The sequence below is a fragment of the Neorhizobium sp. DAR64872/K0K18 genome (assembly GCF_050500175.1).
Lineage (GTDB): Bacteria > Pseudomonadota > Alphaproteobacteria > Rhizobiales > Rhizobiaceae > Neorhizobium > Neorhizobium soli.
The window spans coordinates 168,773-182,840 of record NZ_CP191448.1 but is presented as its reverse complement, the minus strand read 5'-3'; the positions used below and the strand labels follow the sequence as shown (position 1 = coordinate 182,840).

General features: G+C 58.6%; 12 protein-coding genes and 1 pseudogene. All 13 read left to right on the top strand.

The window, feature by feature from the left end; all coding sequences use genetic code 11:
- Positions 1-270: 270 nt before the first annotated feature.
- A pseudogene (locus ACQY1P_RS23955) lies at positions 271-411 on the top strand (helix-turn-helix domain-containing protein); the annotation flags it as partial.
- 63 nt (positions 412-474) lie between these two features.
- Positions 475-1,176 (top strand): LysR substrate-binding domain-containing protein, encoded by a 702-nt coding sequence (locus ACQY1P_RS23950; protein ID WP_430257003.1) that lies wholly within the window; start codon positions 475-477, stop codon positions 1,174-1,176.
- Between the two features lie 496 nt (positions 1,177-1,672).
- Complete coding sequence (locus tag ACQY1P_RS23945; RefSeq protein ID WP_430256862.1) at positions 1,673-2,497, top strand: SDR family oxidoreductase; 825 nt, start codon at positions 1,673-1,675, stop codon at positions 2,495-2,497.
- A gap of 83 nt (positions 2,498-2,580) precedes the next feature.
- The gene (locus tag ACQY1P_RS23940) at positions 2,581-3,066 is read left to right on the top strand and encodes a lipocalin-like domain-containing protein (RefSeq protein ID WP_430256861.1); all 486 of its coding nucleotides are present in this window, start codon (positions 2,581-2,583) and stop codon (positions 3,064-3,066) included.
- 104 nt (positions 3,067-3,170) lie between these two features.
- Positions 3,171-3,767 (top strand): (2Fe-2S)-binding protein, encoded by a 597-nt coding sequence (locus tag ACQY1P_RS23935; RefSeq protein WP_430256859.1) that lies wholly within the window; start codon positions 3,171-3,173, stop codon positions 3,765-3,767.
- Positions 3,768-3,770: 3 nt separating this feature from the next.
- A complete protein-coding gene (locus ACQY1P_RS23930; protein ID WP_430256858.1) occupies positions 3,771-4,772 on the top strand; it encodes an FAD binding domain-containing protein in 1,002 nt (333 codons plus the stop codon).
- Positions 4,773-4,813: 41 nt separating this feature from the next.
- Positions 4,814-6,907 carry a xanthine dehydrogenase family protein molybdopterin-binding subunit gene (locus ACQY1P_RS23925; protein ID WP_430256857.1) on the top strand — a complete coding sequence of 698 codons (2,094 nt, stop codon included), beginning with the start codon at positions 4,814-4,816 and terminating at the stop codon, positions 6,905-6,907.
- A gap of 216 nt (positions 6,908-7,123) precedes the next feature.
- Positions 7,124-7,771 carry a LysE family translocator gene (locus ACQY1P_RS23920; RefSeq protein WP_430256856.1) on the top strand — a complete coding sequence of 216 codons (648 nt, stop codon included), beginning with the start codon at positions 7,124-7,126 and terminating at the stop codon, positions 7,769-7,771.
- A complete protein-coding gene (locus tag ACQY1P_RS23915) occupies positions 7,758-8,171 on the top strand; it encodes a molybdopterin cofactor-binding domain-containing protein (protein WP_430256855.1) in 414 nt (137 codons plus the stop codon). Before ACQY1P_RS23920 ends, ACQY1P_RS23915 begins: the two co-directional genes overlap by 14 nt.
- Before the next feature lie 47 nt (positions 8,172-8,218).
- The gene (locus ACQY1P_RS23910) at positions 8,219-8,533 is read left to right on the top strand and encodes a chorismate mutase (protein WP_430256854.1); all 315 of its coding nucleotides are present in this window, start codon (positions 8,219-8,221) and stop codon (positions 8,531-8,533) included.
- Positions 8,534-8,719: 186 nt separating this feature from the next.
- A complete protein-coding gene (locus ACQY1P_RS23905; RefSeq protein WP_430256853.1) occupies positions 8,720-9,829 on the top strand; it encodes an SDR family NAD(P)-dependent oxidoreductase in 1,110 nt (369 codons plus the stop codon).
- A 689-nt stretch (positions 9,830-10,518) separates the two neighbouring features.
- Complete coding sequence (locus tag ACQY1P_RS23900; protein ID WP_430256851.1) at positions 10,519-11,523, top strand: AAA family ATPase; 1,005 nt, start codon at positions 10,519-10,521, stop codon at positions 11,521-11,523.
- A 143-nt stretch (positions 11,524-11,666) separates the two neighbouring features.
- On the top strand, positions 11,667-14,006 hold the full coding sequence (locus ACQY1P_RS23895; protein WP_430256849.1) for a S8 family peptidase: 2,340 nt from the start codon (positions 11,667-11,669) through the stop codon (positions 14,004-14,006).
- Positions 14,007-14,068: the final 62 nt, after the last annotated feature.

The following is a 14,068-nucleotide window of genomic DNA, read 5'->3' as shown; positions in this document are numbered from 1 at the left end:
AAACAAATTAAAACAGACATCTTGCCCTTCGCGTCCCAGATAAGGAAGTGTCCATGGAGGTCGCGAGGTTGCCAGTGAGCCACGCGGCCTGCGCAGGTCTGCATGGGGATAATGCCGGCATGAAGAGCGCTCTGCCGCGTAATGGCGCTGGAGAGCTTATCCCGTGGAAATCGAGTGACTGGACTCGTTCGTGTGACAGCAATTGAAGGTCGACGTGTCGGCCGCTGTGGCGTGCAACCGTGAACCAATCCTGCAGAGTAAGGCGTTGACATGAAATCAGTTTGCGAACCAACTTTGCGAGACCTTCGGATAGCACTCTGTGTCGCCGAAACAGGAAGCTTTCGCCAAGCCGCCCGTCGGCTGGACATGTCACCGTCAACCCTCAGTCGCGCGCTGTCAGAGCTCGAGAGGCTCCTGGGACTGCGGCTCTTCCACCGCACCACCCGAAGCGTCGCCGCGACCCCAGAAGGTGCAATGTTTCTGGACAGAATAGCGCCATTGGTCGCCAAGCTTACCGACGCGCTTGTCGTTCAGTCAGCAAGCGACGACGCGATCAGGGGCGTGTTGCGCCTGAACACGTCTTTTTCGGCCGCGCTGTATTTATTGAAGGAAATGATCCCGGCGTTTCGTGCGCTACACCCGCTCGTCGAGCTTGAAATTTATCATGAGGAACGGATGGTCGACATTGTTGCTAGCGGTTGCGACGCAGGAATTCGCTTAGGGCGGACCGTACCTGGGGACATGATCGGGGTCAGTTTCGGCGGGCCGCTTCAATGGATCGCTGTCGCCTCACCTGACTATATCGCGCGTTGCGGCGAACCATCGCATCCAAATGACCTGCTGAACCACGAATGCATCCGCATCCGGATGCCAAGCGGCCAGAGATATTCATGGGAGTTCAGCCGCGGGGCAGAGGAGCTCGTGATCGATGTCGCTGGCGCGATGACGCTCGATCGCATGGCGCTCATGATCGAGGCAGCGCTCAACGGCACTGGTATCGCCTATGTTCTTAAAGAGACCGTCGACGATCACCTTGCGGCCGGGAGGCTGCAGATGTTGCTTCCCGAATGGGCAAGCGATGAAGACGGCTACATGCTCTATTATCCCGGCAAGCGAGTACCCCCTGCGCCGCTTGAAGCGTTTGTGAGACATGTCCGTGCGTTGGAGAAGGCGTAGATCCTGAAAGCCTACGTCCGAAAGGCGCGCCAGATGACGTTGCCGCGACGTGTCGCTAGTAGCCCTTCGAAGTAAGGTATTACCCACCTGTCGGCAGCCGAGGCCGGCCTCCCTCCTGTATTACGTACCGTGATGCGACCACTGCAACAAGGCCTACAGGCAATGAGTGTGCGGGGAAACCGCCAGTGGTGATGGTCGAGCTGACGATCCTCTCAGCTTCTCCTTGTTTGCGCCTGGGGTACGGCAAGCCCACGTCAATCTGCAAAAAGTCGTGGAGGTAGAGCAAGCGTCCTCACGTATTCCGCAATTTTTCAGGAGAAGTTGTTCCAGGTCATCCCCCACGGGCGCGTTGGCGTGCGCACCGTGCAAATCGCTTGACGCAGACCTCGTGATTGATGCCATTCGCGGCACAGGGTGTTCGAAGAACCGGCCATTTTCTCCTTAGTCCGCCACGCTAGGTAATCACCATCCTCTTAGTTAATCACGGATGGAATGAATGAAAACTTGGCTGATTACAGGCGCATCGTCGGGGCTAGGGCAGATTTTGACGGAACGCTTGCTTGATCGCGGAGACAAAGTCTTTGCGACCGTGAGGCAAGAGCAGGCACTTCTGGAACTCGCTGCCAAATACCCGGGTCAATTGAATATCGTCATATTCGATCTGACTGATCTCGAGACTATGCGCCGCAAGATCGACGAAGTGTTTGCGTCTGAACGGGTAGATTTCGTCGTGAGCAACGCAGGCTATGGCCTGTTTGGAGCAATCGAGGAGGCAAGCGATGCCCAGATCGAACGCCAGGTTGGCACGAACCTGCTCGGCTCTATTCATTTCATTCGGGCAACGTTGCCTCATCTCCGCAAACAGGGTGGTGGCCGTATCATACAGGTCTCATCCGAGGGCGGTCAGACAACATATCCTGGGTTCGGATACTATCACGCCTCGAAATGGGGCATCGAAGGATTTGTCGAGACCCTGGCACAAGAAGTTGCTGCATTCGGGATCGACTGCATGATTGTCGAGCCCGGGCCGACAGGAACGGGTTTCGCCACCAATCTGGATCTGGCCGAACCCATCCCAGACTATGACGCGTCGCCGGTCGGAAAAACTCGCCGCGGTTTCGCGGATGGGTCGTTTGAAGTAAAGGGCGATGCAGAGCGATCGGTAGAACTTCTCATCGACACGGCCGTCTCCGCCAATCCCCCCTTGCGGCTCGCGCTTGGCAGCGCAGCCTATGAGCGGATTTCAGCATCCCTTGAAAAGCGCCTCACGGAAGTTCGCAAGCAAAAGGAGACGGCCTATGCCGCCGACCGCATCCGTTGAACGGGGCGGTCGCTGGAGCAGACCGACAACTCCGCTCCGAATTTTAGGGGTTCTAGAGGAGATATAGGATGAAACCAATAGGATTGGCAGCCGCACTGGTTGCTTTCGCCACTGCCATTGCGGCCGGCCCTGCATTGGCCCAGTCGCCAAACCTCGTCGCAGGCACGTGGCGGATCGTTTCAGCGACCGCGGAAGCGGACGGCGAAATTTCTCATCCCTATGGTCATGAGCCACGCGGCAAGCTGGTATTCACGCAAGACTTCCATTTCGTCGAATTTATGTATGACCCCGCCATCCCGAAGGTGAAGTCGAACGAGCGCGGCAAGGGCACGGACGAGGAAAACCGCGCGATCCTGGCCGGCAGCTTCGCGCTGTATGGACGCTACACCGTCGACGCAGCCGGCGTTTTCAGCGGCAACAAGGTCGAGGGTTCGTCCTTTCCCAATTGGGTTAGCAACGTGCGTACTACAAAAGAACTGACGATGACCGTTGAAGGCAATCGGATGACCGAAGATTTTCAGCGTCCCGGCGGCGCCAAGGTCACCATAATCTGGGAACGCTACCAGTAAGCACCGGCTCAGGGTGGGGCGGCCAGTCGAACGATCACGCACAGCAGACGACGCCATTGGCGTCGACGGATCTATCGTCCCCAAGACACGGAGGAGTACGACCAATGCAGCCAACCGACGATGACGAAAATCTTCCGCTGACCCGGCGTGACTTTCTGGTCACTGGCTCCGCCGTTGCCTTAGCAAGTGCGGCGCCTTCCATAGAAGCGCAGGCTCAAACCACCTCATCGACGCGGAACATTACCCACATTCAAATCAATGGTGAATTGGTCGTGGCGGATGTTGAGGCTCGCGTTACGTTGCTAGACTTCTTACGCGATCGCCGACACCTGACTGGCACAAAGAAGGGCTGCAACGAAGGTGCCTGCGGCACCTGTACGGTGCTCATAGACGGCAAGCGTATGAACAGCTGCCTGACGCTGACGGCCCAATGTGCCGGTCGGGACGTCGTCACGATAGAGGGAATTGGATCGGCTGACGCACTCCATCCGGTTCAACAGGCCTTCATCGATCACGACGCCTTTCAATGTGGATATTGCACGCCTGGCCAGATCGTTTCGGCGGTCGCCTGTATTGCTGAAGGGCACGCGACCGGACCGGATGAGGTGCGCGAATGGATGAGCGGCAATATCTGTCGTTGCGCTGCTTATCCGCAGATCACTGCCGCGGTGCTCGACGCCGCCGCCAAAATGAGGGGCTGAGGCATGCGTGACTTCATTTACGGCGTGGCCGAAAGGCCCGAAGACGCTGTGTTAGCCGATGGCAAGACAGTCATGCCGATTGCCGGAGGAACCGAGCTGCTCAACTGGCTCAGGCTTGGTATCGCGGCACCCGAACGCGTTATCGATTTGGGACGCATTCCAGGCCTCAGCGACATTGTGCAAAACGATAACTTGTTGTCGATCGGCGCGCTTGCGACGCTCAATGAGGTCGGTGAGAGTGACTTGGTCCGCACCCGGGCGACCGTCTTAAGCCAGGCCTGTCTAGCGGCAGCCTCTGCCCAGATCCGTAATCGCGCGACAATCGGCGGTAACGTTCTTCAGAAAACGCGATGCGCCTATTTTCGAGCGGAAGAGCCCCTGCCCTGGGCCTGCAACAAGCGCCAGCCAGGCAGTGGCTGCGCGGCCCATGCGGGATTGAACGAACGCCATGCGCTGTTTGGCTGGACCGACGCATGTGTCGCAACGCAGCCATCCGACCCGGTCGTTGCCTTGGCGGCGCTCGACGCACAGGTGGAACTCGTGGGGCGCGATGGGCGCCGAACCCTCCCAATAACAGAGCTCCATCTAACCCAGGAGGAAGCAGCAGCCGCTGGTTTCGACCCGGCACGCGCCGAGACCCGAATGAAGCCCGGAGACGTGATTGTCGGGTATCAGGTGCCGATCCGGCCGAGGCAGCGGTCAGCCTATGTGAAGGTGCGCGAGCGGGCAAGCTATGAGTATGCTCTCGTTTCTGCCGCCGCCGCGATCGAGCTAGACAGCGGCACGATCGCGCGCGCGTCAATCGCGCTTGGTTCGGTAGCTCAGAAGCCTTGGCGTCTCAGCGAGGCCGAACGACAATTAATCGGCCAGCCGCCGACGCGCGAGGCAGTGTTGCCAATCCTTCGCGCCGCGATGGCGGACGCCAGGCCGCTTTCTCATAATCGATACAAAATTTCAATGGCCGCAGGCGCTGCCGCGCGCGCAATAGTGGAGGCCACAGCATGAGCATCGGACAGCCCACTCGCCGGGTTGAGTCACCGGCCAAGGTGACCGGCGCCGCCAAATACGCTGCGGATGTCTACCCGGCCGGCACTTTGCACGCGATTATGGTTGGATCCCCCGTCGCTGCGGGGACGATCACCGCGATCGACACTCGCCGCGCTGCAGCGGTACGCGGCGTGGTTGCGGTATTTACCCATCGCGACATGCCAAAGCTCGGAAAACTTGGTGATCCGTTTGCCATCACCCATTTCCCGTTGCAAACCACGGAGATCCAATGGGAAGGCCAGACGATCGCGCTGGTAGTGGCCGACACGCTGGAGGCCGCCGAAGAAGCGGCGCCGCTTGTTCGGGCGACGATCGCGCCGACAACTCCCCTTGTTCCGGGGAAGGGAAAACTCGAAACACCGCCCGACGGCTTGCTGTGGATGGTAAAAGGCACCACAGGCGATCCGCTGCAAGGCTTTTCCACCGCCTCCGAGCGGATAGAACAAAGCTATTTCCAGCCAACCCGAAACCACAACCCGATGGAAACATCGGCATGCGTCGCTCGCTGGGACGGCGACGAGTTGACCCTGTGGGACTCGACCCAGTTCAGCCAGAACCCGGTGGTGGGTATGGAGATGGCACTCGGTATCGACAAGGCCAAGGTTCGCGTCATAGCGCCACATACCGGTGGGGGCTTTGGCACCAAGGGATCGGTCTGGCCCCATGAGGTCCTCGCCGCTCAAGCGGCAAAGCTGACCGGAAGACCCGTCCGTCTGCAGCTCACCCGATCACAGATGTACACAATGAACGGGCATCAACCCGAGTGCCGGCAGACAATCACGTTAGGGGCCACCGCAGATGGTCAGTTGACGGCGATGCGTCATCACGCAATCAACACCACGTCGATCGCTGACATGCAATTTGAAGGCCCGGCGATGGCGACGCGCACCTACTACAAGTCGCCATCAATCGACATCGATCAGCAGGTGGAACGTGTGAACCTGGTTCGGTCCTGCCCGATGCGCGCGCCAGTGGAAGGGCCAGGCGGCTGGGCCTTGGAAAGCGCCATGGACGAACTGGCAATCGCACTCGGCATCGATCCACTCGATCTGAGGCTCAAGAACTTTGCCGACAAAGAGCCATTCGATGGCAAGCCTTGGTCGTCGAACAAGCTGCTTGATGCTTACGCCGAGGCATCTGAAGTGTTTGGTTGGCGCGACCGGCAAACCCTGCCGAAACAGGACGGTGTCTGGACGATCGGAAGGGGGATGTCGATGGCGAGTACTTTCTGCGCCCGGTTCCCCAACGAAGCGCGGGTGCGTGTCAACCGAGACGGCAGCGTGATCGCCGAAGCGAGCTCCAACGATATCGGCACAGGTATCCAGACAGTTGTGGTGCTCGCGGTCGCTGAGGCACTTGGTACCGACCCATCGAATGTCTCCTTCCGATGGGGGGATTCTCGGCTTCCGGCGGCTGGTCCCGTCTACGGCAGTTCGCACACAATCGGGATGGGGAGCGCTGTCCGTCTGGCAGCGCTTGAGGCCCGTAGCAAGCTCAAGGCTCACGGAGCGCCCGGTCAGGGACCGTTGGATCTTGCTTCTCTCATGAGCGTGGCGGGTGTTTCCGAAATAGTTGGCGAAGGCAAGTTCGGTTTTCCTGACGACGCAAAGGCCAGCATGAACGGTTCCGGCACACCTTACGCGATGCAGACATGGGGCGCCAATTTTGTAGAAATCGGCGTCGATCGCGATCTTGGGCTTATTCGCCTGCGTCGCGTGGTGGCGCGTTACTCTGCAGGCCGCATCATCAATCCGATGGCAGCGAAGAGCCAGATGATCGGAGGCGTCATTTGGGAATGGGGCAAGGCGACCATGGAGGCCTCGGTAGTCGAGCCGCACTATGGGCGCTTCCTGGCCAAAAACCTCTCCAATGTCGCGGTGCCGGTCAACGCGGATATTCCAGCAGACGCGATCGATGTCGGGTTTATAGACGAATATGACGAGCACGCCAGCCTGATCGGTGCCAAGGGCATCGGAGAACTGGGCAGCACTGGCGTTTGCGCCGCAATCGCCAATGCACTCTACGACGCTATTGGCGTGCGAGTACGCGAGGTCCCTATTCTGCCGCATCATATCCTTGATGCAGAAGCCTGAGACGGCATCGCGGCTGCGAGCTGGGCAGCATCACAAACTTAGCCAATATGGCTCAAAGACCTTGCGGTGTCGCGCATGGTTTGAGCGTGTGGAAGCCGTTGCTTGTCTTATGCGGCAGAAGAGTACGTTACGTTTGAAACCCTATCCTTATGACCACTCATTGCTGAGACATTTTGAAGGCTGAAGGTGTTGCCTTGCCAACTGAGGAGATTGGCTATGCTGTCGACGACAACTGAACTCGCGACGATTTTGGGAGGGATCCTGATTGCAGCGGTGATCCCTGGTCCGAGCTTTCTCATGGTCTCGCAAATAGCAGTTGCTCGCTCGCGCCGAGAGGCGCTTGCGGCAGCCATCGGCATTGGGCTTTGCGGCACTGTCTTCGCTTCTCTTGCTTTGGCTGGGATCATCGAGTTGATGACGCTTATGCTTTGGCCCTTCGTTGCTCTGAAGGTTTTTGGAGGGATTTATATCGTATTCATCGCGATGCAACTTTGGCATATGGAATCGGCACCGATACCGTGGCCTGGTGCTCATGGTTACCCGAGATCCATCCCTCGAAGCTTCCGTCTCGGTTTCATTACCCACCTGATAAATCCAAAGGCAATACTTGCATATGTCGGCGTCTTCGCCGCAATTCTTCCTCCCGATCAGCAAGGTGACATCAGCCCGTCGCTGCTAATGGGAATCTTTGTCATCGAAGCGGGTTGGTATACCTGTGTCGCGCTTATTTTCTCCTATTCGCGACTGCGACACCTCTACCAGATGGGCAAGAAATGGCTAGTGCGGGGTGCCGCTGGGCTACTTGCTTGGGTGGGTCTCACTCTGTTGATGGATAGCGCGGGAGTGGCCGATGCGAAGATATAAGGTCGCCCTTGCGAAAGTCGCGATGCAGACATGGGGCGCCAATTTCGTGGAAGTCGGCGTCGATCGCGATCTTGGGCTTATTCGCCTGCGACGCGTGGTGGCGCGTTACTCTGCAGGCCGCATCATCAATCCAATGGCTGCCAAGAGTCAGATGATCTGCGGCATTATCTGGGAATGGGGTGAGGCGACCATGGAAGCTTCACTCGTTGAGCCGCGGTATGGACGCTTCCTTGCCAGAAACCTGTCCATGGTGGTGGTCCCGGTGAATGCGGACATTCCGGCCGACGCCTTCAATGTAGGGTTCGTCGAGGCAACGCCCCTTATAGTTGAGGCAGCATCACGAACTCAACCACAGCCGCAGGCATTTGCTGCGGTGCTTGACTACAGTTTGAGCGTGTAGGGGGCATCGCTTGTCTCAAGCCGCCGCAAGACCAAGAAGGTTTAATCATGACGAATTCTGAAACCCAAAAACTCCTTTCTCATCATCGCCAATCGATCGACAACATTGACGCTGCGCTCATAAATATCCTCGCTGAGCGGTTCCGCTGCACAGAACAGGTCGGGCGCCTCAAGGCACAGCACAATCTTCCGGCACGTGATGAAGAAAGGGAACGACTTCAGCTTGCGAGACTCCGAGCAATCGCTGGTGACGCTGGATTAGACACCGACTTTGCTGAGGAGTTTTTTTGTTTCTTGGTCGCCAAAGTCGTCGAAAAGCACACAGCAATTGCCATGGGTGGCTCAAGCCAAAGAGCCCAGTAAATCGGACTGTACCTTAGGTTGGAACGGTAACCCTGTCATATTTTACAAGGCACCGTTGCTCGCGCGCGTTGATCAGAGGGCTGTCGATTACAAATTGCAACAATTCTCTATAGATCCGGCACACTTGCAGGACAAAGGCGCGCTAACAATCGGGCTCCGACACATTGTTTCAATGGAGGATTGTCGATGACCAGGTTCAGAACTGCCCTAGATGCCGGGACCATAGAGTTCGCCCCGATTGACCGTCGACGCTTTCTGGCACTTTCGGCGACTGCCTCGCTGGCGGCCGCTGTCGGCTCGAACGTCCGAGCACAACAGGCTCCAGAAGCCTCCGTGCTGGCGTCTGGGTGGACTGCCGCGGACATTCCCGACCAGACTGGACGCATTGTGGTAATCACAGGCGGAAACGGTGCACCGAAAACAATTGCGCCAGGGACCTTCCCGCCTCCGGGGATCTACAGCGGCCTGGGTTTCCAGCAGGCGCGGGCACTGGCCGGCAAGGGCGCCGAGGTCATCATCGCCTCACGCAGCGCGGCAAATGCAAGTGAAGCGATTGCTGTGATCAAGGCGGAATATCCGTCGGCGAAAATACGGTTCGAGCAGTTCGATCTCGCCGATCTGGCATCGGTCAAGTCGTTCAGCGACCGACTAAGAACGCAGGTCGACCACATTGATGTTCTAATCAACAATGGCGGGACTGCCGGAACTAGCGATCGCAGGTTGAACGGCGCTGGACTGGAACTGGTTTGGGCAACCAATGTGGTCGGACATTTCAGCCTCACCTCGCACTTGTTCCCTCTCCTGCAGGAAGGATCGAACCCGCGCCTCGTTATCATGGGTAGCGGGGCGGCCAGGCGCTCGACAGGGTTTGACGACATGCAAACAGAAAAGAGCTACACGCCGATGACGGCGTATGTGACATCGAAGGCGGCTCTCCTTCTCATGGCGCGCGATCTGCATCGTCGCAGCGAAGCATCTGGATGGGGTTTGCACGTTACGGCGACCCAGCCCGGCACCGCGAAAACCTTCATGCCGACTAGCCTCGGTCCCGACAGTGAGGTTGGGAAGGTTCTCAGTAAGGAGCCAGACCGGTTCAGGCCCTCCGAACTAGCCGTGCTTCCTGTCTTGTATGCCGCGGCGCATCCAGACGCGAAGTCTGGTGACTATTACGGTCCAGTGAACGAGCAGTACCAAGTTGGCATCAGCGAGGATCATGTCAAGAAGTTGGATACGCCTGAGACCGCTGCACGGTTGTACAATGCACTTATAAAGGCGACAGGGCAAAGCATCGGCTGAGCCGGCCGCAATGCTTGGGTGCACCATCGGCTTAACAATCAAGAATGACCGCATCCTCGCAATGTGTGCCTCGCCCGCGCTTCCCAAGACCCACTTCACCAATTACCTCTGCCTTGGCCGCTTTGATCAGCGACAAGTTATCACTTGAGAAATTTCCGATGTGCATGACTATCTAGAACGCAGCTAAGCTCTTGATGGGATCTGAACTCACGACCTGCAAATACTCTTGTTCCGGATGACGACTAGGTGACTGAAAACGTGCGAGTAAGACTTCGCGTCCCCTTTTCAGCTTCGAGCCATTCTCGATTGCCGTGTCAGCGGTTCAGCCATTACCTTTGGTTCCCGCTGCGGTCGAAAATGATCCGAGGGTCGAGGGGTTCGTGACTTCAGATCTTCAACGCGACCTGTGTCGCGCGGGCGCCGCGTCATATGCGCGGACGATGTCCTGTCGCATCTTCCGACTGGCCAGCTAGCGCTTGCCGTCTAGCTATGTTCCGTTTATGTTCCTATCGAAAGTGATCACCGGCGCCGACAGAGATGCCGGCATGGAAATTCATTTGGCAACGGAATCCCCGCGGTAAGGAACCGTTGGGGGTTGTAAAGCATAATGTCGATGTGGATGACGTATGATGCCGTCTTATCCTGCCGGTCCCTTTTGTAATAGGATGGCTCAACGAAAAGAGAAAACCGTGTCGAACGCTAAGCAAATCCTTGCCATGCTGAGAAGCCGCGCCGAAGGTGACGACGACCTGTTTTTCTCGATCGCCCTGCAGATCGCAGCCTCCGAAGCGCGCCAGGGGCACAAGTCAACCGCAGAGGACATGCGCGCCGAAGTCGACAAGGCACGCGCGCGCCGCTCTCGCGGGGCGAGTGTTGCCATTCCGCTCGGCACCCCACGTGGCGATCTCGAGGGTCTCCTGGAGCTGAGGGAAGCTCGGTTCACACTCAGCAACATGGTGCTGGCCCAACCGCTCCTTGACGATCTGGGAGACATGATACGCCAGCAGCGGAAGCGCGACTGGCTGCGGGAACACGGTCGCACGCCCAATCGTAGGGTCCTTTTTGTGGGACCGCCCGGGTCGGGCAAGACGATGTCTGCCGAAGCGATCGCCGGCGAACTCAAGCTTCCCTTCTATGTGATCCGGCTGGAAGGCTTGATCACTCGCTATATGGGCGAAACGGCTGCGAAACTTAGACTGGTTTTCGATGAGACGGCGCGGCGTCGCGGGGTTTATCTATTCGACGAATTCGATGCCGTCGGCGCCAATAGAACCTCGACAAACGATGTCGCCGAGATGCGACGCGTCCTCAACTCCTTTCTGCAGTTCATGGAAGAAGGCAACTCGACCGACAGCCTTATCGTCTGCTCGACCAACCATCCGTCGCTTCTCGACCGAGCACTGCTGCGACGCTACGACTTGGTCCTTGAATTCGAGGCGCCGACCGCTGATCAGATCAAACGGATCATTGTCAACAACCTCAAACCGATGTCGTCGGCCCGGCTGGGCTGGTCGAAGATCATCAAGGCGGCCGAAGGGCTCAGCCAGTCCGAAATCGTGCGAGCGACCGATGATGCGGTCAAGACGGCGATCCTCGACGAACGAATGGCGGTCACCACAGATGATGTCCTGCAGCGATTGAATCAGCGGCGCGGCATGCGCGAGGCATTCCTCGACAAAAGGCGCGCTGATTAAACATGGCTGGCCGATTCACTCTTCCTCATATCGACGTTTCGGCCCTTCAATCGTCAAGTCCCTACAGTGGTACCGGCAGCGGCGGGTCCAGCATCCCGCGGATCCGAGCCGAGCACGGCAGGAAGCTCTCCAACGAGTTGAACGTGGCGCTTGCCGCTATCACCCAACTGCGAGGAGCCGACCCACGGCTGGAGCCTGCCGAAGGCGGCTTTATTGAGGTCGAGCTTAGACGCGGCGCGAGCGCTGACACCGTCGAATGGAAGAAAAGGGGCATACGGCCTGGTGCGACCAAAGACCAGGATGATGTCCGCACGGTGGCCCTCTATGTGCCGGACAGCTCGCAGGAGGCATTGCGGCAGATTCTCGACGACTACCTGAACGGTCCACTGTCGGAGAAGGGAAATCCACCGCATTCGGGGCGGATCGAAAAGATCGAGGAAATCAGAAGAGCCCGGCTTGAGGTCTTCTGGACGGACGATCCGGCGGCTCTGCCTGGTGATCCGCAGCATCTCATGTGGTGGGCGATATGGGCGCATCGCGAGCACGAACCGGCTGTTGAAACCGTATGCGAACGGCTTGGCCTTCGAGCAGCTTCCAGCGATCGCCGCCTTTATTTTCCGGAAGCAGTCGTCATTCCAGTTCTCGCCCGTCGTGCTGCGATCGAGCTTATGACATTCGCGACTGGGGTCGTCAGCGAACTCCGGCGCGCAAGCGATACGCCTGTCTTTTTTCTGGAGGATGTCCAGGACAGCCAGAACGAGTGGATCGACGATCTAGCCGAGCGAATCGTCTGGCCTGGCAACGAGGTACCCGCCGTCTGCATCCTTGACACCGGTGTCAACCGCGGCCACGCGCTGATCGAACCTGCTCTTGGGGCAACCGACCAGCACGCGATCGACCCGGACTGGGGCGTCGACGATCACCACAGCCACGGTAGCGCAATGGCAGGGCTTGCCCTGCATGGTGATCTGACCGCGGCGCTGTCGGACCGGTCCGTACGCCAGCTCGGACATCGCCTGGAATCGGTGAAACTCCTGCCGCCCGCCGGCGCCGACCCGAATGACCCGCAGTCCTACGGTATCATCACCCAGACGGGCGTGTCGCTGGTGGAAATAGCAGCGCCCGAGCGAAGTCGCGTCTTCTGCATGGCCGTGACCAACGAAAACGTTTCAGGCGCGCATCCCTCGACCTGGAGCGCTGCGATCGATCAGGCGGCAGCCGGCGCCATGAATGCGGATGACGAGACCGCGCCCAAGCGGATGTTCGTCATTTCGGCAGGAAATGTGCCCTCCGAGATCGAATTCGCAAGGCTCCCTCAAACCGACGATTTTCCCGCGGAGGATCCGTGCCAGGCCTGGAACGCTCTGACCGTTGGTGGTTACACCGACCTCACCGCGATTGCCGATAAGGGTTATGAAACCTGGTCGAGCTTCGCTGCAGCCGGCGAACTCAGCCCCCATAGCCGCACAAGCGTGAACTGGGGACATTCCCGTGCGCCAATCAAGCCGGAAGTGGTCTTCGAAGCAGGCAATCGGGCGGTCAGCCCGGCAAAGCGTGAGGTGCTGACACTCGATTCCCTGTCGTTGTTGACGACGTCTTCCACGCTCGGCGTTGACGCCTTGACCGCCTTCCAGGCAACGAGTGCAGCAACGGCACAAGCGGCACGGATGGTCGCTCGCCTGACCGCCGACAATCCGGGCTATTGGCCGGAAACGGTCAGAGCTCTTGTCGTGCATAGCGCCGAATGGACGGGCCCGATGCTGGCGCAGTTGAACAGTCCGGTCGGAAAGAAGGATCGGTATCCTCTGGTCCGCCGCTTCGGTTACGGTGTACCCGATTTCGATCGGGCATCGGCCTCGGCCAGGGACCATCTGGCGCTGATTGCCCAGGCCGACATGCAGCCCTTCAGGCTGAAGGGTAAACGGGAATTCAACGAGTGCCACTATTACCGGCTTCCTCTTCCGGCCGCGGTCCTCGAGCAGTTGCAGAACACCATCGTCGAGTTGAAGGTCACGCTGTCCTATTTCATCGAGCCCAATCCGGGCTTCTCGGCGAATGTCGATCCCCAGCGCTATCAGTCCTTCGGCCTGCGTTTCGACCTGCAGCGACGCGGCGAGCTGCCGGCATTGTTCAAGCGGCGCGTGAATGCGGCGGAACGGGAAGACGGAGTAAGGCCCCCGCCGCATCCGGACGACGCTAGATGGATTTTCGGGCCGGGAAGCATCTCATCAGGCTCTCTACATTGCGACGTCTGGACAGGTCCTGCGGTCGAACTGCTCAGTCGAGATTTGCTCTGCGTGAAGCCCGTCGTCGGCTGGTGGCGCAACCGTGCGTCGAAAGAGATCGTCAACCGCAAGACCCGCTACGCGCTGGTCTTGTCCTTGAAGGCGCCGGGCGTCGATGTTGACCTCTATAGCGGTGTCGTGGCCACGAAGACACGCATTGAAAACGAGATCTCTGCCGAAAACGAAATCGAGATTTGACATCTCTCCAGGACGCCGCGAAGCGGGGCGATTTTGGTAAGGCGGACCGCTTATCAGACAGT

What these genes read in the sequence shown, in the direction of transcription:
- ACQY1P_RS23950 (WP_430257003.1), top strand. Translation starts at nt 475, where the DNA reads ATGTTTCTGGACAGAATAGCGCCATTGGTCGCCAAGCTTACCGACGCG.
- ACQY1P_RS23945 (WP_430256862.1), top strand. Translation starts at nt 1,673, where the DNA reads ATGAAAACTTGGCTGATTACAGGCGCATCGTCGGGGCTAGGGCAGATT.
- ACQY1P_RS23935 (WP_430256859.1), top strand. Translation starts at nt 3,171, where the DNA reads ATGCAGCCAACCGACGATGACGAAAATCTTCCGCTGACCCGGCGTGAC.
- ACQY1P_RS23930 (WP_430256858.1), top strand. Translation starts at nt 3,771, where the DNA reads ATGCGTGACTTCATTTACGGCGTGGCCGAAAGGCCCGAAGACGCTGTG.
- ACQY1P_RS23920 (WP_430256856.1), top strand. Translation starts at nt 7,124, where the DNA reads ATGCTGTCGACGACAACTGAACTCGCGACGATTTTGGGAGGGATCCTG.
- ACQY1P_RS23915 (WP_430256855.1), top strand. Translation starts at nt 7,758, where the DNA reads ATGCGAAGATATAAGGTCGCCCTTGCGAAAGTCGCGATGCAGACATGG.
- ACQY1P_RS23910 (WP_430256854.1), top strand. Translation starts at nt 8,219, where the DNA reads ATGACGAATTCTGAAACCCAAAAACTCCTTTCTCATCATCGCCAATCG.
- ACQY1P_RS23905 (WP_430256853.1), top strand. Translation starts at nt 8,720, where the DNA reads ATGACCAGGTTCAGAACTGCCCTAGATGCCGGGACCATAGAGTTCGCC.